General features: G+C 45.4%; 19 protein-coding genes. 10 read left to right on the top strand and 9 right to left on the bottom strand.

Going from position 1 to position 24,257, the window contains the following annotated elements; all coding sequences use genetic code 11:
- Positions 1 to 2,019: a hybrid sensor histidine kinase/response regulator gene (locus AAEU32_RS11085; RefSeq protein ID WP_421970588.1), complete on the bottom strand. Its 2,019-nt coding sequence runs from the start codon at positions 2,017 to 2,019 to the stop codon at positions 1 to 3.
- Positions 2,020 to 2,392: 373 nt separating this feature from the next.
- Between AAEU32_RS11085 and AAEU32_RS11080 the strand changes: the two genes are divergently transcribed.
- Positions 2,393 to 2,779 (top strand): cupin domain-containing protein, encoded by a 387-nt coding sequence (locus tag AAEU32_RS11080; RefSeq protein ID WP_421970587.1) that lies wholly within the window; start codon positions 2,393 to 2,395, stop codon positions 2,777 to 2,779.
- Between the two features lie 66 nt (positions 2,780 to 2,845).
- Here the strand turns inward: AAEU32_RS11080 and AAEU32_RS11075 are convergent, their stop codons facing one another.
- From AAEU32_RS11075 to AAEU32_RS11065, 3 genes are all read right to left on the bottom strand, one after another.
- A complete protein-coding gene (locus AAEU32_RS11075) occupies positions 2,846 to 4,057 on the bottom strand; it encodes a M24 family metallopeptidase (protein WP_421970704.1) in 1,212 nt (403 codons plus the stop codon).
- Between the two features lie 211 nt (positions 4,058 to 4,268).
- Positions 4,269 to 5,816, bottom strand: a complete 1,548-nt coding sequence (locus tag AAEU32_RS11070; protein WP_421970586.1) for a S8 family serine peptidase — start codon at positions 5,814 to 5,816, stop codon at positions 4,269 to 4,271.
- A 17-nt stretch (positions 5,817 to 5,833) separates the two neighbouring features.
- The gene (locus AAEU32_RS11065) at positions 5,834 to 6,403 is read right to left on the bottom strand and encodes a hypothetical protein (RefSeq protein ID WP_421970585.1); all 570 of its coding nucleotides are present in this window, start codon (positions 6,401 to 6,403) and stop codon (positions 5,834 to 5,836) included.
- 583 nt (positions 6,404 to 6,986) lie between these two features.
- Here AAEU32_RS11065 and AAEU32_RS11060 point away from each other — a divergent pair.
- Entirely contained in the window at positions 6,987 to 8,072 is a 1,086-nt protein-coding gene (locus AAEU32_RS11060; RefSeq protein ID WP_421970584.1) for a M24 family metallopeptidase, read from the top strand.
- 87 nt (positions 8,073 to 8,159) lie between these two features.
- Here AAEU32_RS11060 and AAEU32_RS11055 read toward each other — a convergent pair whose 3' ends face one another.
- Positions 8,160 to 8,858: a cation efflux transmembrane domain-containing protein gene (locus tag AAEU32_RS11055; RefSeq protein WP_421970583.1), complete on the bottom strand. Its 699-nt coding sequence runs from the start codon at positions 8,856 to 8,858 to the stop codon at positions 8,160 to 8,162.
- 196 nt (positions 8,859 to 9,054) lie between these two features.
- On the opposite strand from AAEU32_RS11055, the gene AAEU32_RS11050 reads away from it, so the two are divergent.
- Complete coding sequence (locus AAEU32_RS11050) at positions 9,055 to 9,933, top strand: LysR family transcriptional regulator (protein ID WP_421970582.1); 879 nt, start codon at positions 9,055 to 9,057, stop codon at positions 9,931 to 9,933.
- A gap of 19 nt (positions 9,934 to 9,952) precedes the next feature.
- Here the strand turns inward: AAEU32_RS11050 and AAEU32_RS11045 are convergent, their stop codons facing one another.
- Positions 9,953 to 11,146, bottom strand: coding sequence for an iron-containing alcohol dehydrogenase (locus tag AAEU32_RS11045; protein WP_421970581.1), 1,194 nt, complete (start codon positions 11,144 to 11,146; stop codon positions 9,953 to 9,955).
- Positions 11,147 to 11,330: 184 nt separating this feature from the next.
- Here AAEU32_RS11045 and AAEU32_RS11040 point away from each other — a divergent pair, with 184 nt between their 5' ends.
- A complete protein-coding gene (locus AAEU32_RS11040) occupies positions 11,331 to 11,705 on the top strand; it encodes a TonB-dependent receptor (RefSeq protein WP_421970580.1) in 375 nt (124 codons plus the stop codon).
- Between the two features lie 16 nt (positions 11,706 to 11,721).
- Here AAEU32_RS11040 and AAEU32_RS11035 read toward each other — a convergent pair whose 3' ends face one another.
- Positions 11,722 to 12,228, bottom strand: a complete 507-nt coding sequence (locus AAEU32_RS11035; RefSeq protein ID WP_421970579.1) for a GNAT family N-acetyltransferase — start codon at positions 12,226 to 12,228, stop codon at positions 11,722 to 11,724.
- Positions 12,229 to 12,365: 137 nt separating this feature from the next.
- Between AAEU32_RS11035 and AAEU32_RS11030 the strand changes: the two genes are divergently transcribed.
- The 3 genes from AAEU32_RS11030 to AAEU32_RS11020 all read left to right on the top strand — a co-directional run bounded on the left by AAEU32_RS11030 (position 12,366) and on the right by AAEU32_RS11020 (position 13,890).
- Positions 12,366 to 12,848, top strand: coding sequence for a glutathione peroxidase (locus AAEU32_RS11030; RefSeq protein ID WP_421970578.1), 483 nt, complete (start codon positions 12,366 to 12,368; stop codon positions 12,846 to 12,848).
- Between the two features lies 1 nt (position 12,849).
- Positions 12,850 to 13,299: a MarR family winged helix-turn-helix transcriptional regulator gene (locus AAEU32_RS11025; RefSeq protein WP_421970577.1), complete on the top strand. Its 450-nt coding sequence runs from the start codon at positions 12,850 to 12,852 to the stop codon at positions 13,297 to 13,299.
- Between the two features lie 165 nt (positions 13,300 to 13,464).
- Positions 13,465 to 13,890, top strand: coding sequence for a hypothetical protein (locus AAEU32_RS11020; protein WP_421970576.1), 426 nt, complete (start codon positions 13,465 to 13,467; stop codon positions 13,888 to 13,890).
- Between the two features lie 18 nt (positions 13,891 to 13,908).
- Here the strand turns inward: AAEU32_RS11020 and AAEU32_RS11015 are convergent, their stop codons facing one another.
- On the bottom strand, positions 13,909 to 14,238 hold the full coding sequence (locus tag AAEU32_RS11015; protein WP_421970575.1) for a hypothetical protein: 330 nt from the start codon (positions 14,236 to 14,238) through the stop codon (positions 13,909 to 13,911).
- Positions 14,239 to 14,393: 155 nt separating this feature from the next.
- On the opposite strand from AAEU32_RS11015, the gene AAEU32_RS11010 reads away from it, so the two are divergent.
- The 3 genes from AAEU32_RS11010 to AAEU32_RS11000 are packed head-to-tail and all read left to right on the top strand — an operon-like array spanning position 14,394 to position 22,834.
- Positions 14,394 to 17,426 carry an FG-GAP repeat domain-containing protein gene (locus AAEU32_RS11010; RefSeq protein ID WP_421970574.1) on the top strand — a complete coding sequence of 1,011 codons (3,033 nt, stop codon included), beginning with the start codon at positions 14,394 to 14,396 and terminating at the stop codon, positions 17,424 to 17,426.
- A 21-nt stretch (positions 17,427 to 17,447) separates the two neighbouring features.
- The gene (locus AAEU32_RS11005) at positions 17,448 to 21,899 is read left to right on the top strand and encodes an RHS repeat domain-containing protein (RefSeq protein ID WP_421970573.1); all 4,452 of its coding nucleotides are present in this window, start codon (positions 17,448 to 17,450) and stop codon (positions 21,897 to 21,899) included.
- The gene (locus tag AAEU32_RS11000) at positions 21,896 to 22,834 is read left to right on the top strand and encodes a hypothetical protein (protein WP_421970572.1); all 939 of its coding nucleotides are present in this window, start codon (positions 21,896 to 21,898) and stop codon (positions 22,832 to 22,834) included. The genes AAEU32_RS11005 and AAEU32_RS11000 overlap by 4 nt, the downstream gene beginning before the upstream one ends.
- 425 nt (positions 22,835 to 23,259) lie before the next feature.
- On the opposite strand, the gene AAEU32_RS10995 is transcribed toward AAEU32_RS11000, so the two are convergent.
- The gene (locus AAEU32_RS10995; protein ID WP_421970703.1) at positions 23,260 to 24,234 is read right to left on the bottom strand and encodes a transposase; all 975 of its coding nucleotides are present in this window, start codon (positions 24,232 to 24,234) and stop codon (positions 23,260 to 23,262) included.
- Between the last annotated feature and the right edge of the window lie 23 nt (positions 24,235 to 24,257).

The following is a 24,257-nucleotide window of genomic DNA, read 5'->3' as shown; positions in this document are numbered from 1 at the left end:
CTACTTAGCTGGTTGACTTTCATCTGCAAGCCCACTGTCAATGGCGACGTTAGCAATTACTTCACTTAAAGCAGTGAGTGAATATGGTTTAGCTAGGATCCCTTGGCATTGCCATTTTTGTTGGTTTTGTGCACTAACCATATTGGTAAATCCGGTGGTGATCACCACGGGAATATCAATGTTGTTTTTGCGAAGGTTACGAATAAACTCAATGCCGTCCATCTCTGGCATCGCATAATCGGTAAAGATTAATTGATACTTAGTGGGGTTGGCTTTGAGGTGCACCAAGGCGTCGTTGGCACTTTGCAACGCCTGTGTGCAATAACCTATTTCAGTCAACATGTTTTGACCTAGCTCACACAACGCCAGCTCGTCATCTACAAATAGAATGTATTTTATGGCGTCATTTTTGTGCAGCGATGGGGTAACTTTGGTAACTGATTGAGTTCCTTCAACAAGAGGAAAATGCAATGAAAAACAGCTGCCTTCACCAACTTTACTGTGCACATCGACCTTGCCGTGATGTTGCTCCATAACATTTGCGACAATAGCTAGCCCCAGTCCAGTGCCTCGTTGTTCGCTTTTCTTTTTCGTTGAGTAAAAGGGGTCAAAAATATGGGCAAGCGTTTTACTGTCCATGCCGATGCCATTGTCAGCGATTTTAAGGGTCAGACAATGATTCAAAGACGCATCATCGCCAGTTCCTAATAGCACGCGGTTTCGTTGTAGGGTCACGGTAAGTTTGCCGCCATGTGGCATGGCATGAATCGCATTGGTCATAATGTTCATGATAGCGCGATGTACTTGAGTTGCATTGGCATTGATTGCCGGCAGTTGAGGTTCACAATCAAGTGATATGTCAACGTTAACACGACTAGTCGTACTAAGTTGTGTGGTAATTTCGGCTATGAGATCTTGCAATAATGTTGGTTCAAAGTCATTGCTAGAGCTTGCGGTTGTATTACTAACGAGTAAGATTTGTTGCACCAAATCCTTGGCTCTAAGGGCTGTTTTTTCAAGCTCTCTTGCATACCCCAAAGGAGCATCTTGGCCCTGCAATGCTAATTCTAGTAGTTGAGTGTAACCAAGTATTGGAGTTAGTAAGTTGTTGAAATCATGAGCTATTCCTCCTGCGAAAGTGCCGAGTGTTTGCACCTTTTGCTGGCGCAATAAGGCTTGTTCCATTTTCACTTGGTTAGTGATATCAGCATGAGTACCTACTAGGCGCCTCAGTACGCCTTCCTCGTCTCGCAGTAAAGACCCATGAGCCATAATCCAGCGGTACGAACCGTCCTTGTGCGCCATTCTGAATTTTGACTCGTAATAGTCGCCGCCGCTTTGCAGGGTTTTATCCACAATGGCTAACGCATGTTCAGAATCCTCTGGGTGAAGTCGTGTTACCCATTGTTCAAATGTGTTGTCTAATTCATGATCTTCATACCCTAACTGCGCTTTCCACTCAGGCGAAAAATGGGTCTCATTCGTTTCTAAATCCCAACTCCACAATCCAATGTTACTGGCTGTGATCACCTCTTGTAATTTTACTAAGGTGTCTTTAAGCAGCAGCTCTCGTTCCTTTATATCGGTTATATCTACGCCAATGCTGATGAAATAACCTTCAAAGGGAATGCTTGTCATCCCCAAGTGTTGCCCAGTTGCAGGGAAGAAACTTTCCCAGCTATAGGCTTTTCGCTCAGCAAATATCTTGCTAACGATGGGCATGAATTGCTCGGTGGCATTGGTGTTAAATATGTCGTTTGCAAGCTTGCCTTGGATATCCTCCAAGCGCATACCCCAAGATTTTAGGGTGATTGGATTGGCGGTAATTAAACGCCACGTTTTAATGCTGTTGTCAGCGTTATAAACAAGTTCCCACATGTGTACTTCGTGTTGCATCGTTGCAAATAAATCTTGGTGTAGCTTGAGGTTACAGTTGGCTTTTTTGGCCAGCGTTAATTCATGTTCTAGCTTCTCAATACGAGCGTGTAATGCCTCAACTGTTTCAATCCCTGATGTCATGGAGCAGCCTTATATATGTGTACATAGCCAAATTGAGACATATCGATAAAGACGGATTGTTGAAAAAACCGGTTGTGCCCATGCATGCTTTTATATTCCCATTGTATTGGCACATACATGTGCGCATCAGTTTGCGTTGTTAGTGAAGAGTCCGTTAGTTACAGGGTATTTTTGCTGTAAATTTAGAGTGTAAGCAAAATAACCCTGTTTATGCTTTAGTATAGATGACGATTATTAGGGCGTGTTGCTCTTTACTGTTTGTTTTTGCAGCAGTCAATTGGGGGGGCAAGGAAGAGCCTGCGTCGCAGTGTGATAGAGTTGCTGTCACAGATTAATGCTTAAAAACAGATAAAAACTAAAACAGAGGAAACGTATGTTCAATTCAAAGTATGTATTGATAATGACGTTGTGGATGATGTCATCTTGGTCGGTGCTAGCTAACGATGTTCAGGTTAATCACTTGCTTAAAGAGCCATCAGCGGTTGCCGCTAATACAGAGGTGATTGTAAGTCGAGTCGACATTCCAGCGAACACGACCTTGCCAAAGCATTGGCATCATGGCGAGGAGTATGTCCACATTCTCAGTGGCACAGTCACTCTTTGGCAACAAGGCAAAGAAAACCACCTAATGAAAGCGGGCGATACGCTGAAAATACCGCTCAAGCAAATTCACACCGCAATCACTGGGGATGAAGCCGTTTCTATTATGGTTTTTCGTGTCCATGAGCAGGGCAAGCCTGTGCGTGTGAATGTTGATTAGGGCGTGTTGGTTTTGATTTGAACAAAATTCATACTTCAAAGAACAACACGCTCTAGTTATTGCTGCTTAGAGCCCAAATGGGTTATCGATGCTGTGAGCCGGTGCTGTGAACCACTTTGGTCCTTCCTCAGTGGTGTAGAAGTGATCTTCTAATCGCACCCCGAATTCACCGGGGATCACCAGCATAGGCTCGTTTGAGAAACACATGCCAGGCGCCAATACTTGCGGGTTATCTTTAACCAGATAAGGCCATTCGTGAATATCCATACCTATGCCATGACCTGTGCGGTGGGGGCAACCAGGAAGCTGGTAATCAGGACCAAGATCTTGCTGCGCCAAGTAGTTGCGCGCGGCAAAATCAACATCACCGCAGGTGTTTCCCACTTGTGCCGCTGCAAAAGCGTGGAGTTGTGCATTTTTTTCGATTTCCCAGAACATACGTTGTCGCTCTGTCGCCTCACCAAACACATAAGTACGGGTAATGTCACTTAAGTAGCCTTTGAGCTGACATCCGGTATCAATCAGCACCATGTCACCTTTTTTAAGGATTTGTGCGTCTTTAACGCCATGAGGAAAGCTGGTGGCTGCACCGAACAACACGATGCAAAAGTAGTTACCACTTGCGGCTCCCACCTTCTTGTGAGCGTCGTTGATAAAGGCTTCGACTTCACGAGTAGAAATCCCCTCATGCAGAATAGACGCCGCGGCCTTGTGTACTTCGAGGGTCATGTCCATGGCGCGTTGAATAAGCGCCAGCTCATTTGCAGATTTGTGCATGCGACAATGCTTGGTCACTTCGTCACCATTGATTAATGCGTAATGCGGGGCTGCCTTTTTAACGCCGTCAGCAATGAAAAACTGCGCGCTTTCATCAATGGCTAACGTGGCGTTGTCTGCATAGCCGAGTGTTGTCATAACATCGCGCACAAGTGCGTAGGGATTTTCTTCTTCTTGCCATGCGTGAATGGGTGCATCAATAACTTGATAGTCGCGCAATGAGCCAATTTCAAAAAAAGGCGCAACAAAAGCAATGTCGCCTTTGGCAGGCAGTATGGCTCCTACTAAACGTTCACTTGCATACCATTTAAGCCCCGTAAAATAGGTCATATTGGTACCCGCGTTAAGATAGAGCGCGTCAATGTCGTTGGCTTGCATATAGGCTTGTGCTTTGGCTATGCGCTCGCGATATTCAGCCTCTTGAATAGGTTCAATGTCGCCGGTCATGTCGCTCAATTGCGCCAATGCTTGTTCTGGTGTTTGATAGCCAATACCTTTCATCACCTGTTGCTCCTAGTGGTGTCTGCCGCAAGATGCGTTATCGCATCGAATCTTATATTGTCGCGCTCACTTTACTGCATGTATTTGCACTGACAACTCGTTTGCGACAAGCGTGCGCTTTTGCTCGTTGCCTGCAGTGATACAACTTTCGTTGCCTTACAAAAAAAGCGCTCCGAGGAGCGCTTTGACTGACAATAATTAAGGGTGAATCTTATCGAGCTGTACCTTCGCCACCGCGCAAGTTGCCTTTTGGTGCGGCGCAGCCATGCTCATTAATGTAATCAACAGCGTCTTTCGCTTGTACTAGGCCCCAACCATATGCATAGTCGTAACCTTCTTCGCCCAAGTCTTGAGCAGACGCGCGTAGCGCCATACGAATACCGTTTGCTGAACACTCAGGGAAGTTACTCCACACCAATGCGGCTACACCAGAAACATGTGGTGTTGCCATTGATGTGCCTGACTTAAAGTCATGATCTGGCATAGTTACAGCGGTAATAGTGGTTTGCTTGCCGATGTTTTGTTTTAGCAATTGCCCTTCACCATAACTCACTGTGCCGCCCACAAGATGTGTCGGATAAATGTTTCCGATTAATGGACCTTGACTGTTGTTGTAAACGATAAAGCCAAGACCACCATCTTCTTCACATTGTAATGCTTTTTCGAAGAACGGAATTTGGCCACGTTGATACAGGCAGATTTTATCTGTCATATCACCACAACTTTCAGTACCAAGTCCGCAATCTGCTAGTTCACCAGTGACAGAGCCCATAGCAGAGCCGATAAACGGATAGTTGTCGATGCCTAGACCTTCTTGAACAACGTTAAACTTATCCCAACGGGCACGTCCAACAGGTGTTGTTGACAGTACTTGCACACCTGGCGCTGAAATTTCAACTTGGCTGGTACGCTGCGAGAAGTTTGCACGCTTTTTCACACTGTCAACGGCCGCAACTGACATGACACTATCATAAGAAGCAGGATAACTGTGCTGCGCTTGGCCAGAGTTGCCTGCGGCTGCAATCATCAATATGTTGTCTCGCGCACTTCGGGCCAATGCTCTTTCTTCTAGCGGGCTTGAGAATGGGCCACCCAAACTCATAGAGACAATGTTCGCGCCAGCTTGCTGACACTCGTCTATTGCGTGAGCGAGATCAGAAGAATAGGCCCAGCGGCCATTACCTGCGAATACGCGTACAATGTGCATATCAAGCGATTTGTCAGAAATTAAACCTACGGTGCCGATATCATTGTTCACAGCGGCAATGGTACCCGCAACATGGGTACCGTGGCCGAATGGATCTTCATACCACACGCCTGCGCCGCCATCTTCGGCACCGGTCACGGTGTTGTTTGGCAAATCAGGGTGTGTCAGGGCATAGCCACTGTCAATGACACAGACTTTTTGTCCACCGTAATAGTTTACTTGGTCTGCTTGTACGAGTCTTAGGCCGTAAGGAATAATTTGTGTAGGCCCTTGCGACATCATTTCGCGTTCAACATCAGGATACATAGCTTGTACGCCCTTGATGTCAGCGACTGTGCTCAGTTGGCTTTTATTTATCGTAATCGCCATGCTCTCAAGAGTAGGCAATTCACGATTTATTTCAACGCCTTGGGCAATAAGTTGAGCACGTACATCATCCATTTGTGCGTTGCCTACTTCAACCACCATACGTAAAGATTGTGATGCCATTGCTGGCATACTCAATAATGTACCTATACTTGCCGCCAGAAGTGTTTTCTTAATTGTATTCATCGTGTTAGCTCCCTTAATTATGCGTCGTCATCACTAGCTGGACAGTCGTGCAATTGTACATTGCCTTTGATTGTGCCCATGTTGCTGTAACCAGCGTATGGCCCAGACTCAAGCAGCATAATGTTCAGGATGCCATTGGCACCAAATCCTGATTTAATACCCTCACCAATATCCATCATGCAAGCGAAGCCTTGGCCTTCACCAGGGGCATTTGGGTTTGTAGAGTCATAGTTAAACTCAACCTGGTACATGCCTTCTGTGCAGATATCTTGTTTACAATGACGCGTTTCATCCTCTAGACCATCCGGCGAAACAGGATCCACGCTACACAGGCCAGCGCCAAATACTTCAGCATTAAATGCGATACCGCCGGTTTGCTGATAATCAATGGCTGTTTTATCTTGATAATTTACTCGGCCGCTAACATTACCATCGCAGCGCGCGGCGTGGGCTGTAAATACAGCATTACCTGCACCGCCTTTGGAGTTTAGTGTGCCACCTGCTGTAACTCGGCCATCAAGCTTCGCGCAGCCACTTAGGGCAGCAGCAACACCGAGAATGAGTAATCCTAATTGTGGAGCTTTCATGGGTTGTTCCTTGGTTTTTCTAGTTGTTCTTTCTCGAGTACTTCTCATCAGCATTACCTCTAATACCGATGTGCTCGAGTTATATGACTGGCATCATAATTAGAGAAAGATCGTGTTGTTTACAATATGTCCAGATGGCTAAATCAAGATTGGAATCAGTGCTCTAAAAATAATCAGATGAAAAAACTCAGCGTTAAGAATAAGTTAACCGGTGATGGTAACAGATGAATCATTGTGTACTTAATTGTGCGAGAGTGTGAAAGTCTGTTTTTATTATGTTTTTTAGAGTGTTATGTCTAAATATTGATGTGTAAAAATGCGTAAAAAGAGGTGTTTCTAGTACAGCCTTCCGCAATGTTAAATATTTGTTTTATTGTGCTGCTAGCTTTAATGCTCGGTAAAAATACGTGGGCTCAACACGCCCTTGGTTAGCAGCGCATCACTCATCTCAAAACCAAGATAAATAGCTGTAATGGGGGTATTGTTTCTGTGAGTTTGAGGTCATCAGCGTGCAGTTAGAATGCACGCTGGTTAACTATGTGTATGAGATCGTAAGGTAGCCACCTAGAGAGTATTTGGCATCATGAAGAACACCTATTCAAAGCGTCTTGCACGCTTACAAGAACTGATAACAAGCCTTGGAGATGAGCTGCTAATTGTTCAGGGGTTTGAGAACATCTCCTACCTGAGCGGGTTTTCGGGCAATGCCGCAACACTGCTGGTGACGCCATCAAAGGTGACCATGATCACCGATTACCGTTATTACCAACGCGCTGTAAGTGAAACTAACAATATTGAGGTGGTCAAGCGAGACCGCGACAATGAAACCCTCGGAGCATGTATCGCCCGCATAGCTGGCACCAAGCTGCATGTAGGCTGTGAGGCTGTGCATTTTAATGTGGCGCAATGGCAGGCAATTGCATGCGAACTAAACGCAGCGAAACTCAATCCAAGAACGGATTTAGTGGAATCGTTACGCCGTATTAAAGATGCCAATGAAATAGATTTCATTCGAGAAGCGGCTGGGATTGCCGACAGCGCGCTTGCTCATACGTTGGCTCAGGTTAAAACAGGGATGTCAGAGCGTGATCTGGCCATCGAGCTCGATTATCAAATGCAGTTACGAGGCTCCAAGGGAACGTCATTCAACACGATTTTACTCTTTGCTGAGCGTAGCGCCTTACCTCATGGTAGTCCCGGTGACAAACAGCTAAGAGAGGGAGATTTTATCCTGATAGACTTTGGCGCCGTGGTAAATGGCTATCGCTCAGACATGACCCGCAGTTATGTTTGGGGGCAACCAAGTGCACAGCAGCAGGCCATATTCGATACTGTACAGGCGGCCCAGCGTGCTGCGCTTGATGCCGTAATGCCTGGGATCACAGCCCATGATCTTAACGCCAAAGCCCATGAAGTGCTCCAAGCTAGCCCATTCGCACAGTATGCAGGAGAAGGTCTTGGTCATGGTTTAGGTTTGTTTTTACATGAAATCCCATTTTTGAAGCCCGGTGTGCAATATCAGCTTGAAGCAGGCAATGTCATCACCATTGAGCCAGGTATTTATATCCCAGATTTTGGCGGTGTGCGTCTAGAAGAGGACATTGTGGTCACTGAAAACGGTTATGAATGCCTAACGCACGCGCCACAGCAATTTATATTAGGGCCTTAAGTGCTTGTTGAGTAAGCTACAAAAAGCGGGATTATGATTAAAGAACACCTGAAAAATCGCGTAATTCAACGCCATTTGGGTACGTGTTTATCCCGCTTTGTGCGCGGCATGTGCAAAGCACTTTTCTGTGCTTTGTGTGTAGATGTCATATGCTTTAGTGAGTGCCGCAAACATCATTTTTAGCGGCACGACTGTAAAATACACAGAGGCCATCACCACCATCATTGGGTCGGCGTACACCGCGTACTGGGATAAACCAGCGTAAGTGAGAATACCCGCAAGTACGAATCCAGCCATTACCGCCGCGCTTATTACTGAGTCCATTAACCACTGTTTTGACTCGGCATCAATGAGCGCGGATTGCGATCGTTTTCCGCGATTTGCTAGCACCCAGTAGGTTGCAAGGCAGCCAGTTAAGTTAATTACGCCAAATACTAACGCTAAATCAGTATCAACTTCACGGCCGCCCGCCATAATGGCGAACACCGCAGAGGTGAAAGACGCCACACACATAAGCGTAATTGCACACCCTTTTACCGCGATGACAAGTGGCTCTACCAGGGCTATGTGTGGGGTTGAGCGTTTTGCTGTAGGCGAATTGATATACCATGTGGCACCTAAAGACACCATGGTGAGCATTAAACTGACAAACGAATAAGCGCCGTCGAACAGGATCACCAACGAGCCCATCCAAACACCCAAGCCAATCCCCATCAATGCAAAGAGCAGGGCAGATAGCACGGAGAAGGTCAGTAATTTTTTCTCTAATGAATGCTTGCTTGGCATAAACACCTCGGTTTAATAGAAACTTCGTCACTTCTGATAGTGCGTATCTCGGTTGAGGGCCATTTTATGGGCATTTTTGTTATTTCCAAAATCTCTGAGCGACGATATTATCGGCGCTATAGGTGATTAGTTTCACTCATCGTTTACTACCTCGATGACCATTACTTCGACATCAATGCACTTTGGAAGCCTGAAAATGAAAATAAGCCAATTGGAGATGTTTCTTGCGATCAGTGAATCTGGCTCTATTGCTGAGGCAGCACGCAGAATCGGCAAAAGTCGCACAACGTTGAGTTCGTCATTGAGCGCGCTGGAGGATGAGCTTGGCGTTGAGCTGCTTGAACGTACAGGCAATCAGGTGATGCTCACCAACATCGGCCAAGTCATTAAAAATGACTGTGAGCGCATGGTAATGATAGCGAACGATATTGCAGGGCGCTGTCAGCAGCACCTGCAAGGTGTGGAGTCGGTACTGCGTATTGCTCGAGATGATGCGTTGCCGGAGTCTTATTGGCGTGAACTTATTCATAAAATGAGCCTGCAATTCCCAAACACCAGTGTATCGGTTTACATGGCGCCGCCTCCAGAATTGAACGACATGGTGGAACAAAATATGGTTGATATTGCGTACTGTTTACTGCCTTACACGAATAAACTTCCCAATACTCATCATGTTAAGTTGGGGGAAATTCGCATGATGACAGTGGCGAATAGTGCTCACCCTCTGTGTAAACTATCAAACGTCGTGAGTTCAGATTTAGCTCGTTATACCGAGTTTGCATTAGCGACAATTGATGATGAGGGGCTGCGAGCGGTAGAGCCGGCATCGAGTAATTACATTGCGCTGCCTTTTTACGAGCATCTGCGCAATGCGGTGCTCGACGGCACGGGGTTTTCCAATGTCCCCTCGGTATTGATCACGCCTTATTTGCGAGATGGCAGTGTAAGGGTGCTCAATTACGATCAAGCCATGAAACAACAAGCCTATGGCATGATTCAGAATCGTTATAGCCAATTGGGCGGACTCACCCAGTGGTTAGCGAAAGAGTTAGAACAATACTTAGCTCAACAGTGATGAGCTGGCGTACATCACATTAATTATTGCTAAGCAGAGAACGTAACACGTCTTCCATGTCTGTTTGGCTCATAAAAAGCGGCACGGGATAGTCAGGGTGTGCTTCGGCTAATGCATTCGATGCAATCAGGGGAATGTCTTGCTCACGCAATTGCTCGATATGAGAGGGAATGCGTAGTTCTTCGAGTAAGTCATTAATGCGCGAGCGCAGCGTGTTGGCATTACTATGCTCCCCAATTACTTGTTTAGCTAGTTGCGTAAGCTTGGTGTCAATTCGTTGCCCATAAAAATCTAACATCGCCCGCAACACCAATGCATTGGCAAGTCCATGACTTATGCCATAAAGCGCTCCGAGTTGGTGCGCGATGGCGTGCACATAGCCCACTGATGTGCGGGTAAATGCTTGTCCTGCATACATTGCAGCCCATAGCATGTCAGTGCGCGCCGCCACATTATTGGGCTGATGAAATGCCATTGGCAACGCTGTAAAAATTAGCTTTATTGCTTGTTCACTTTTGCCCCGTGTATAGCGAGTGTCATTAATACCGATGTAAGACTCAATGGCATGAGTGAGTGCGTCAATCCCCGTGGTTGCTGTTAGGGCGGCAGGTAAGCCAGTAGTCAGCTCGGGTAAGAACAAAACGCCTTTAGGGACTAAGCACAAGTCGTTAATCGAGAATTTAATATGACGCTCTGTGTCACTGACAACAGCTGCTACGGTTACCTCGGAGCCTGTGCCAGCCGTAGTAGGGATCACATAAAGGGGTGGCAATTTACCCCATACTTGAAACAGGCCTTGCATTTGTTGCAGCGATTTTTTTGGGCGGGCGATGCGTGCACCAATGAGTTTGGCGCAGTCCATGGCTGATCCGCCACCAAGGGCTAGCAGTGAATCACAATGATGTTGTTTATACGCAAACACACCTTGCTCTATTTGATTGATGTTTGGGTTGGCGCTGAAGTGACTAAATATGCTCACCTCAACATGCGCTTCAATCAGAGCGAGATAAAGAGACTGATGTAACTCTAGTGCCAAAATGTCGGGGTCAACCACCAATAACATTCGCTGGCATTTATTCGCTTTGAGTTGTGTAAGCCATTGAGAAATGACATTTTTACCGTGAAAAATGTGCGGTTCTGGAATAGGTAGAAATAACGCAGCGAGCTTGAGTCCAAAGTGATAAGTACGATAATAAAGATGTTTGAACCCCACGCTGTCACCGCTTGTAACTTATTGAATAATTGACTTTTATATAAACAGATTTGCACAGGTAAAGCTATAGCCTATGTCTTCGTGAGCATGTAATGAGCTGTAACGTGTCCATTTTTACGCCATGAACTACACTGTCTCTAGGGCACGCCCTAGTGCAATACAAAGATAATAAAAAGAGGTGAACATGGATCGCAAATTCATTTTATCGGCATTTGGTTACGCCATTTTGGGTTTGTTATTAGGCATTTACATGGCGGCATCGAAGAACCCCGCACAGCATGTTACTCATGCACACTTTATGCTGATTGGCTTCTTGCTCTCTTTTATTTATGGATTATGCCATAAGTTATGGCTCAATAATTCGACGTCGAAAATAGCAATAGTGCAATTCTACGTGCATCAACTGGGTGCGGTTGTCGTGTTAGTCGGTTTGTTTTTGTATTACGGTCAGTTTGTGCCAATTGAGACGATAGACCCCGTATTGGCTCTGGCATCAATTGCAGTATTTTCAGGTATGGTATTGATGAAAATAGAGTTTATTCGTTGCACTAAAGAATAAACTCCCCCAGCAGCGACTAGCTTTTATGTTCCACGATATAGCGCTGCACGCATTTATCGCCAACGAACAGCTCAGAATCTAGCACACCACCGCAGGCGAGAATGGTATTGCCTGAGGCCGCGTTGTCTTTGTAGCAATGAATGTGCACGTGATTAACGCCGCGCTCGTGTAAAAAGGCAATTGATTTTGCCATGAGTGTTTTTCCTAAACCTTGCCCGCGCATTGAAGGGCGAATACTCAATCCTATGTGGCCCCCACACTCTTTGATGTCGTCATTTAATGAATGACGAATATTGGTAACACCGACAATTTCATCGTTTTCAACTAACCATAAAGTGGAGCTTGGTACATACCCTTGGGGCAGATTGATGCCGTTTGCAAATTCCTCTAAGCGTGTAAGCAAAGACGTAAAGTCGCTGTAATCAAAATCTAACGGGAAAGGGTAGCGCTCTTCGCTACCTAGCTCTTCAATATAGCTGCAATAACTGTTGTGTAATGCCGGATTAGGGGTAACTAAATTCATGTTTTTAATTATTTATTTTGATAGTGCTAATGGCATCTTTTATCTCACTTTTATGTGTGTGTCACAAGCTGTGAGTTTGATTTCAAGTACATTTTGATCAATTATATTGTGCACAATATAAATATCAGAGGTGACGCATGTCTATTTACGAATTTTCAGCGACGAATAATCGCGGTGAAGAGGTTAGTTTGGCTCAGTATCAAGGCAAAGTGATGCTGATTGCTAACACCGCGAGTAAGTGTGGTTTTACTCCACAGTATCAGGGGTTAAATGATTTGTATAAAGACCTCCAAGACAAAGGTCTTGTGGTATTGGGCTTTCCGTGTAATCAGTTTGGTGCACAGGAGCCAGGTAGTGACAGTGAGATCAGTGAATTTTGCGAGCTCAACTACGGCGTGTCATTCCCTATCATGAGCAAGATTGACGTTAATGGTGATAACGCTCATCCATTATTTACCTACTTAAAAAGCCACGCGCCGGGCATTATGGGAAGTAAGAAAATCAAATGGAATTTCACAAAATTCCTGATTAACCAAGACGGTAAGGTATTGAAGCGCTACGCACCACTGACCAAGCCAGAAGCAATCCGCAAAGACATTGAGGCATTATTAGGCGCCTAATATGAGTGAGTCTTTGCATCTTGATAACCAGTTGTGCTTTAAACTGTACACGGCCTCGCGCTTAGTGGTGCGAGGCTACCAACCCATGCTCAAAGAACTAGGATTGACGTATCCCCAATACTTGGTGTTAATGGTGCTTTGGCAAGCGCACGAAGAAGCCGCACTGCCATTATCACTCAAAGCGGTGGGCGATAAACTACATCTTGATTCAGGCACGCTAACACCCTTATTAAAACGTATGCAGCAGCTTGAACTAATAACGCGTGTTCGCAGTGAAATTGATGAGCGCCAGTTACAACTAACACTGACCGATAAGGGCGTGGATCTTATGCCAAAAGCGCAGCAATGGCGTGCTAAATTAAGCGAAGGCCTGCTGTGTCATGAGCAAGCGTTGTCACAATTAGCAGCGCAGCTGGATGAGTTTATAAATTTACTCGATGTGCAGCCCTAAGAACAGAGCATCTTAAGGGCGTGTTGAACGTTGCTGTTTGTTATTTAGGAAACCTAATATTATTCAAGGAAGAGTCATGCAAATACCGTATCACAAAGCACTTGTTGCAGCGACACTGCTGTGTATGTGTGCGGCGCAGGTCACAATTGCAAGGGAGGTTTGCTGATGTTGATGCTTTTGTGTTTGCTTGTGGGCACACTTGGGGGCTGGGTTCTTACTCTATTTGCGTATCGCCAAGGTAATGAGCACCCAAGCAACATCCTCGGCGCAGGGCTTATTATTGCAGCCCTTATTTACGTTTTCTTCGCACTACTGTATGCAAACACGACTTGGCTTGTTATTGAATTTGCAGGAGTAGGGGTGTGCTCACTCTTATTCTGGTTAGCAAAGCGCTATAGCATTTATTTTCTGGCAATCGGATGGCTGTTGCATCCAGTGTGGGACGTCGGTCTGCACCTGATTGTTCAAGACGGTCAATTCGCACCGCTTTGGTATGTATACCTGTGTATCTCATTTGATGTTGTGGTGGCACTGGGGATGGTTAAAGCGTTATGTAAAGACACAGATAAACATTCATACCAAAACGATTAGTTAATGGTAGTTACAATTCTACTGCAACCAAACCTGCTCAATTAATGGATATCCGCTCGTTCCACCTTGGCTACACCCCGTGAGTGCTAAGTTTACCTGTTTTCCTGCCATATATGCACTAAGTAAGGCGGAGTATTGCCTTTGGCCACTCTCAGTGTTTGTATTTTTTAACATTATGTAATTACTATCGCTGCATTGTGAGGGGTTGTTAGCATTAGCCATTGTTATTAGCACATACTCACCCGAGTATACTCTTATCGTTGAGACTTTATTGGCTCCAGACCAGCCATCGTATGCATTTAAAATAAAGCTAACAAAAAACAGTAATAATATAATTGATTTTTTCATTATTTAAATTCCATTTCATAAATCTATTTCAATTTTTATTATAGCGCATTTGAATTAAACATTGATAATGCCACTTTCGAATGTTAGTTTTTTAGGAACGTGTAAATTATCTTGAAAATGATGTTGTTTCAAGACCCAACATTGATGGTCCAATTATGCAAAGGATTAGTGCACTTCGTATATTGTTCGCAACAATACTCTCTACAGCAACCGCTTCCTCATCTGTTTTAGCGTCAGAATCGGGCTCTGTGTGGTTACCGATTGGTACGGGTGATACTACGACGATAGTGCCTTTGCCGCGGGTAGCTCTTAGTGGTAATGCCCCGTATAGTGCAAGCACTACTCAAGGTGACTTATACATTAATGTTGAGGATATTGGGGCCAGTAAGGCATTTTACTTTCGCACTAAAGATGCGGTGACAGGTTCCTATGGCGCATGGCAGTGCCAAAGTGCGGAGCAAGTTGCAGCCAGTAATAATCAAATTGTTATTGATAACTACATTGCTCAGGGCACGTATTCATTTGAGGTATCGGCTTGTATGACTGGGGAGGGCTGTGATGTGTCAGCGTTTACCCAAGGCAACCTTGCGTGTTCAGGCTATGCCCAAACAACGGATGTTGAGATAGGTGATGTACAAGGTACGCGCCCGCTACAAACTAAAACCAGTAACCTGAATGATGAGCATGTTGGTACAATTAACGCAGAATTTAGAGTCAATGAGCAAGGTGCAGCGACCTACAATGTGCCAATTACATTGCCACCAGGCACTGCCGGGGTGCAGCCGCAACTAGCCCTGTCGTACAACTCACTAGGCGGTGATGGCATTATGGGCCGAGGCTGGAATGTCAGCGGTTTGGAGTCAATTAGTCGCTGTGGTAAATCCTTTGTCTTTGACGATGAGCAAGGCGGGGTTGATTTAAGTACTAATGACCGTCTGTGTATCAATGGTCAACGCTTGATTTTAAGTGACACCACTGATGCCCCCCATGACTTTGATAAAAATCACCAAGATGCACAATATTGGGCAACGACAGCGGAGTACCACACAGCCATTGATGGCTTTATTACGGTTAAACCACACTATAATGGTGGGTCATTGCGTGGTTTTACGGTAGAGAATAAAGCGGGCGAAGTGCGTTACTTTGGTGATGTTAGCCAATTTAACGGTACAAGTTTAGTTGGTAAATCGTTTGCGACGGGGTTTAAAAACTCATTGGGCATAAATGAAACGGGTTACAATGACGCCTTTTTAAAAGCAAAAACAAATGCCAATGCGGCCCACGCGTGGTTACTCAAAGCGATTGAGGATGTCAAAGGCAATTACATTCTGTACCGCTATTCTGATTTTAGTAAGTATGATGACCACCTTGGTGAGAGCCGCATAGAGTCGATTGAATACACGGGCAATAGATATGTTGCTGATGCCACCCCTTACGCGGTTATTAAGTTTGTGTATACGAAAGGTAATGAAACAGATGATAAAAACCACGCTAAACCACGCGTAGGATGGCGAGCGGGTTCACCGTATGCAATGACGAGTATGCTCAGAAGCATCGATGTCACAATTGATGGTGCAGAATATCGTCATTACACGCTAGGCTACTATGAATCGACTTACATGGATGAGCGCAGTTACTTAGAGAGCATTCAAGAGTGTGATGGTCAAGAGTGCTCTGCGGTGATGACGTTTGAGTGGCAAAAATCAGCGCCCATCACTACCAATACCGAGGAGTATTGTACGGTCGAAGATACAACTCCGAAAAGCATACAGTGTTGGGAGCAGCCAGTCACCGATCCGTTTAAACCATTCCAAAGCACAAATAGCAAAGTGGCCTCACACTCAAAAGTGGGTAATGGCTTTGTGTTTGACTTCAACGGAGATGGCTATGCGGACATCGTCTACCCTAACAGTGGTTGGCGCGTAAGCTATGGTCCGCATTACTATTCGAACGAAGTAATTACAGGCATTACGGCGTTGGATGATAAAGCTCAGCATGCACAAATCATCGATTACAATGGTGATGGTGTCCTCGACTTATTGGTCGCAGAGTCGAGCACCAAAAACTGGTATGCGTTAACCAGTGTGCCAGAGAAAAGTAGCGAATATGATGAGCGAATAGGTGAAGTTGTCACAACATCTAAAAAAGCAATTAATCTGGGTATTGTGGCAAAAGGTTTAACCACTAGCGCGCAAGTTGCCGATGTTGACGGTGATGGTTTGCAAGACATTGTGTACCACACAACCGATAGCGGTCCGGCGTTTTATTATTATAAAAACATAAAAGACGGCTATTTCGCTCCGTCGCAATTACTATTCAGCGTGCCGATTTCAGGTGCTGCAATGTATCGATATGACCGAGTGCTACATAGTATCTCGAGCTCGAACGGGTTGCATGAGAAAACAGCTGAAGCAAAAAATGCGACCGTACTTGATTTTGATGGTGACGGTATTACGGATTTGCTGTTTGCAGTGAAATCCCAGGGACGAACGTGCGACGACGGCGGAATGGAACCGTTCAGTACAGACCCATCAGTCCAAAGCGATACGACGCAAAACGACACATTTCAAAGTGACACCAAAGGCAACAAACAAGGCAAATCCAAGGGGGCAGGAGGCCTCAATGATGGTGGCGTCACGACCCAAGCCATTAATAGCTGCATCTGGGAAGATATTTATGCAGAGTGGCTATTATATTCAGGTAAAGATTGGTCTCAACCAGCAGATAAGCTCTCCTATTATTCCATCACTAAGCCTCGCGCCGTAGACCTTAACGGCGATGGTTTAACGGACATCATGTGGCGTGCGGGGTCGACGCTCAAATACCGCATTTCAAATGGCGTTAGTTTTGAAGATACCCAAACAGCCGTTGTGAGTAACAGTAATGGGTATGAATACACCCTCGCGTTTAGTGAAGACCAAGAAAAGAACTCCTATTTCATGGATGTATCACGGGATGGTATTTCTGATTTGCTCATTTCGGATGCAACCAGCAGTTATTCGGGTGATGACTGGAGTATGTATATGGTCATGCCGTTGCCGAGCAACCCGTCTAAGGTAGTATTTCAACGTCGTGGCACATATTCCTTCGAAAAAGACCGAGGCATGCAATTTGGTGATGCCGATGGTGATGGCAAGTTAGATCTCTTTAGTATGGATACCGACAAGGTTAATGTGCGTTTGTCATGATACCCCAGCCAGTTGTTGGATGTGATTTCATCCTCAAATAATGGTCATGACGTGGTCAATAGCATTCATTATTCGGGCATTACCGCGAGGTATAATAATTTCCGCCAAAACGTTGTAAAAACCTACCTAAACATAGATTCCAGTGCCCGTTGGGATGGCGAAGTTGTTAATAACGACTATATAGCCCCCAAAACAGGTTATTTTGTGGTGAACCGTGTTGACAGTGACATTAATAGTGATACGGCGGTGTCGGTGATTTACCAGTATGGCGGCTTGTTAATGCATAAAAAGGGCCATGGTAATTTAGGTTTTGAAGTGTTGCGCACTATCGACCCGCAAACGTGTACACAAACCCGAGAGTACGTATCTCAGTACATGGGTAAAGATAGTGAGGGGAATGACCTTTTCAGGAAGGTTCTGGTGGAATACACCAACTACGATAACTGCATCACCACAGAGACGGTGTATAACCAACGTTTCCCGTACACGGGGATGCCGAAATGGACCACACAAACGTTGGGTGCCAAAGATGGCGCGCCGGTGATAAGCAAAGCGACCAACACGTGGAGCGAGCAGGGCTCAGCCAACGGTGGTGTGAGTGTGTATCTACAACGCTCTGAAGAGCATCAATACAGCTTAAGTGACGACTTATCATCGAGCACATTACTGAGTCGTACCACCACGACCAATGCGCAGGATAGCTATGGTAATGTGACTGGGGTGACGGTTGTGATGGATGATGGAAGTACAAGCACAGCCAACACACATTACACCCATACCAGCAACGTGTACGGTAGCAGCACGACTCATAAAAAGCTGGGTCGTTTAAGCAAAACTACGGTCACCAAGCGCTTAACCAAAAATGGCATAAAAGCCCCCGTCAATGGTGTGGCGGGTGACATTGTGCGCACGTCATCGTTTACCTATAACAGTGATTTAATGCTGAACACTAGCGTCACTGAGCTTGGCACTACCACCTATGGTTATGACCAGTGGGGCAATAAAACCGCAGAGACCTTCCGTGCGGCAGATGCCACCAACAGTGCCAGCAATGAGCGGGTGAGTAGTGTGCAGTACTACGCGGGCGGTCGTTATGTCAAGAGCAAAACTGGTGCAGATAACATCACCACCACCTATGTGTACAACCATTCCTCGTCAGAGCCCAAAGGGCGTATTAAGTCGTTGACTACATCGGACACTAACGGCAACTACAGCACCACCCAATTTGGTGATTTCGACAAGCCGGGGCTAAAAACGTCGCAAGCGGGGAGTAGCCCGATTACGCTACAAAGCCGAACGTATACACAATACTGCAGTAACTTGGCTGGTGCATGCCCAGCAGGGGCCTTTATTCGCACCACGCAGGTGGCCTCAGGTGTGCCTGAGAAGCAGGTATTCATCGACCGCTTTGGTCGTGAAGTGCGCAGCCAAGTGCAAAACTTTAAAAACACCTGGACCGTGATTGATAAAACGTACGACGAGCAAGGGCGTGCCAAAACGGTATCTGAGCCGGGTTTTGGTGCAGGCAGTAGCCATGTAACGGAGTTATTTTACGACCGCATTGGTCGGGTTATCAAAGAATCACGCCCTACGGGTGATGTGACTACGTCACGCCAAGGCCTTGTTACGGTGCATTACGACGAGCAAGCCAATGATACCAGCAGTGAATGGGCGCAAATGCGCCGTGTTACCCGCGACTTCACGGGGCAGGTGGTGTTATCCGAATCGTTGGACAACACCGGTGCGGTGATTGCGTCTACAGCGATGCACTACAGTGCCAATAATGAATTAGTGAAATCCGTGGTCAATGGTGTTGAAGTGAACGCCATTACCTATGACCACCTTGGTCGTAAAACCAAGATGACGGATGACACCAAAGGCACCTGGCAGTATAGCTACAATGGCTTTGGTCAGTTGGTGTGGCAGCAAAACAGCGATGGGCATACGACGCACCTATATTATGATGGTGCAGGGCGCAAAACAGGGCGTGTGGACGCTGATGGCCTCACGTGTTGGGCGTATGACAACACGGGCAGCCAATATCAAGGGGCACTGCTGTCGGTTGTCTACAAGAAAGGGGCAAACCAAAGCTACAGTAGCTGCGGAGCGCTTGCTGATGCCAATTATGCTGAGCACTACCAATATACAGCCAGTGGTCAGGTATTTAGAACCACCACCACCATTGACGGCGAAGAGTTTGTGACCGAGCAGTATTACGATGATCATTTACGTCCGTACTACACTCGTTACCCAGATGGTCAATTTGTGACTAAGCAAAACTATAATGCCATCGGTATGCCCGTTTCGACGGTCAATGCCACACAAGGTCACCGTGACTATGGCAAGGTGTATCAACGTCTAGTGGATGTCGATGCCCGTGGTCAAGCGACAGTGATGGACTACGCCAATGGTGTGCGCCAAACACGCACCTATCAAGCTGAGACGGGGCGCATTGATGTACTGTCGGTCTCACGCGGCAGCACCATGCTTCACAATCTTGATTACACCTTTGATGCGGTGGGTAACCTGACACAACGTGCGCATAACTTTGGTTATGGCGGCAGCGGCTCGGATTTTTGTGAGTCATTCACCTACGACAACTTATACCGCTTGGATAACACGACGGTGCATGCGGGCACAACCAGTTGCTCAGGGGGAGCTACGGCGACCCAAGACATGAAGTATGATGCCTTTGGTAACATCACTTACAAACAAGGTGTGGGCACGTATCACTACACAGATGTGACAGATAAATACGCACTGAAGGCGATTAAGAATGCATCGGGCACACAAACGCACACCTTCGAATATGATAACCGTGGCAACGTCGAATCAGACGGTAGCCGTAGTTTTGTGTACACCCCATTTGATAAACCGTCACGCATCACCAAAGGCACTATTTACAGTGAGTTTGGGTATGACCATAACCGCAACCTGTATAAGCGTATTGACCAACGCAGTGAAGGGCGTACTGAGGCATTGTATGTAAAGGGTTTATATGAGCGTTTAACCCTGCCAACGGGGAATGTCGAGCGTAAGTACTATGTGGGTGATACGGTGGTGATAGACAGCACCGATACCAGCCAAAACAAAACGTTATACATGCACAAAGACCACCTTGGCTCAGCGGTGACCATCACTGATGCCGGTGGCGGCGTAGTGCAGCATATTAACTATGATGCGTGGGGCAAACAAAACCGTTTCTACAGCAGTGGTTTATTGCTGCCGTTATTGCAACAGCAAAGCCCAGCAGAAAGCAAAGGATATACGGGGCATAAGGAAATCTCGGGGTTAGGGATAATTCATATGAACGGTCGGATCTACGATCCAACTTTGGGGAGGTTTTTGCAGGCTGATCCACATATTCAAGCACCAACGAATAGTCAAAACTATAACCGTTATTCGTATGTCTTGAATAATCCGTTGAGCTATACCGATCCAAGTGGGTATTTTTTCAAGGCGCTTGGCAAGTTTGTGAAGAAGTATTGGCGGGTGATAGCAGCTGCGGTTGTTACTTATTTTACGGCTGGTTTGGCGGCACAGTGGGCAACTGGATGGGCTATTAGCGCGGGTATGACAACTACAATTACGATGGCTGGTGCGTCAGCGACTATGTTGTCGACGGCAGGAAGTATTTTTGTTGGGGCCATGTCCGGTGCCATAGCCGGGGCTGCGGGTGGTTTTGTCGCGACGGGGTCACTAAAGGGGGCCGCGACAGGTGCACTTTCCGGGGCCGTGTTCGGAGCTATTGGCGGAAGTTTTAAAGCATACGGAGTTGAAAATACGGGAGTACAAATGGCCGCACATGCCACCGCTGGCGGAGTTCTGTCTGATATTCAAGGAGGTAAGTTTGGTCATGGATTTATTTCGGCAGGTATTATGAAAGGTGTCGGAAAAATTCAGACTCAAGCTTCGTACGGACGAGTGATTATCCAAGCTATAGCTGGAGGCACTGTATCCCGTCTAACAGGTGGTAAATTTGCAAACGGTGCGGTGACTAGCGCTATCCAATTTATTGTCAATCAGTTGTCAAATTATGAATGGAATCCTAGAACAAGACGTATGGAAGATTTAGGTAGTCAGGTAGCGGCCAGAGATGAAAATGGTAATTTAATATATAATCATGACGGTACTATAGCGACTAGATATCCGGGAGAAGGTGGGCAATCAGAGATTGCTTTTTGGGGAGATGATTCAGCTAAGAAAGTTAACTGTGCGGCAATGCAGATATGTTTAACTGAAGCAGCTAAAGAAGTGTGGACTCCAATTGCTATGTCAAGTGCAAAACCAAGGTTCACTTTGAAAAATGGATTAACTGTCAACGATTTTCCGAGCTTAAGGGTACAGGGAGTTGGCTGGTATGTTACCAACGGATTTGCTCCAACTTTAGTGAGTGCTGCCTTGACGTATTATAAAGCTGCGGCTGCATGTTCAGTTAGTGAGGAGGTGATTGTGGGATGTGGTGTTGAGTGAGAGTATTAGTTTTTATTTACATTAGCATATTAGTTTTATGCGACACCTCTTATGCATCAAACAAGGATGTTATTTATATTAATATGCTAGCTGATGCAAAAGAAAAGCAAATTGAAGCTTCAAAACTATATATAGATAATTTACCCTTAATTGCTCATTACTTTTTATACACTGATAAACTAAATGAGCAAATTTTGAATGCTTATGATGAGCTAGAGGGGGACTATAATACCAATGTGCCGTATGCTCAGGGTATATGTCAGATTAAAAACTACGAAAAAATCAAGGTTTTACTAAATAAGGGATATGAACTAGAGTTTGATTATCCTGACTCGATAGACTGTTTTGAGTGGGCAATTAGCCATGCAGATATGCATTTGATGGAAATTTTATTACCTCATGCTAATAAAAAAATGCAGAGTTATTTAAAAATGCTACTTAGAGGTGAGAAAAAAGAGTTAGTTGATTTTGAAAAATTCATCAATGAATTGGATAAAAAGAAGCCGCCTAATATCAAAAAAAATAGCGTTATTATATACGGGTCGTTAGGAACTAATACAAAAAACCATATTCTGAAATTATATTACATAGGTAACTTCTCCTCTGTGTTGAATGCAATTAAGCAGTTAGATCGGGTCGATATAGATTTTATCTTTGATCTGAATAGGAATTTTTGTGAGTCAATAAGTGCAGAGCATTACGTGAAGTTCATTAGAGGGGCATCCAAAGGTAACGCTAATGTTGAAAGTGTGATCCTAAATACTTGTGTTGAACAGCTAATGGGAACTGGAAAATATGAAAAGGCTAAAGCCTTATATCGCATTAATGGGTTGTCAGAAGAAGCCTTTGATAGATTGAAAAATACTTTGATATCAAAGCAAGAAATAATAGAAAAAATGAAGGGGAGGTTAAAAAAAAGAGCAATGAATGACTAAACAAGACAGCCACGTTAAAAAAGAAGAAGAGTTCATAATGAGACGTAACTAAACAACTAAACAAGACAGCCATCTTAAAAAAGAAGAAAAGTTCATGACGTTTTTCTCAGCGTCGCTGGGACGTAACTAAACAAGACACCCACTCTAAACGTAACTAAACAAGACACCCACTCTAAAAAACAAAAAAGGATAACTAAACAAGACACCCACTCTAAAAAACAAAAATAAACTAAACAAGACAGCCACCTTAAAAAGGAAGAAGAGTTCATAACTTTTCTCTATGGTTTGCTGGTAAAAGCGTGTGTTTTTGTACTCAGTGTGATTAGCGCAAACGGAAAAACCACCTGAAATATCGGTTTTTACGAATTTCAGACATAGGTAGGTCAAAGAGGAGGCTCTTTATCAAATCTGCTGTGTTCTGCGAGTTAAGAAAACAAAGCTCGGCTATTACTAAGGCAACTTCGTCGCTGTCGATGCATATGGTTGGTGTAGTCGGTGATAGCACGCTCTTTGCCAATGGCTGCTTTGAAAGCTTTGGTCAGATTTGTAGTTAGTTTAAGCCAGTTATCAGGGCTGATATCGAGGCGTTCCAATATAGGGCGTGCTGCATCGGGAATAGCTCCGCGTTTATCTTCTCGTATGCAGCGGCCTGTCCAATCAAGAAGCTCGAGGTAAGTGCTGAGCTCAAATGGCAGTCCTTTGGGCATATGCTTGCGCGGATTGCCAGCAAAGCGCAGAAGGCTTTTCGGTTGCTTTGTTTCTTTGGTTGCCTTAATACGCATTTGGGCACTGGTAAACTCTGACTTTTCAGGCACCTCAGCCATTTTCGCGCGAATGGGATTCAAATCAACATAGGCTAAGCATGCAGCGAGCGCAGCTTCATCAAGCAGGGCCTGGGATTTAAAACGACCTTCCCAAAAGTGACCAGTGCAGTTATCTTCTTTATTAGCTTGTCGGGCAATATCCTCGTTGAGCACCCGCATAAACCAACTGATACTGGTTAAGCGCTCGCGATACACAGCGATGCGTGTTTGCACAACCGATAACTCTGCTTTACTGAGTAATTCACCCATTAAAAAGCGTTGGCACAACAATGAACTTTTAAAGAGCTTATGCCAACGTAACAACACCGCTTTGTCGTTTAAACGCAATGCTTTTTTGCTATTAACGAACAATACAAGATGGGTGTGATTGCTCATCACGGCATACGCACAGACATCAATAAAGAAGATACGCCCGAGGGAGAGTAATTTCGCTTCAACCCACCCACGACGATGCTCATAAGAGCGCCCAGTCAATGCATCGTATCCGCACAAGAATGCACGACGTACACAGCGAGATATGCAGTGATAGTAGGGGGTATCAGATAGGCTGATTTGATTCTTACGCGGTGTTGCCATGCTCTTCTCCTCCATGAGTTGAA

The organism is Pseudoalteromonas maris (assembly GCF_049257235.1).
GTDB lineage: Bacteria > Pseudomonadota > Gammaproteobacteria > Enterobacterales > Alteromonadaceae > Pseudoalteromonas.
The sequence above is the reverse complement of the archived record's forward strand: the minus strand, read 5'-3'. Positions and strand labels throughout refer to the sequence as shown.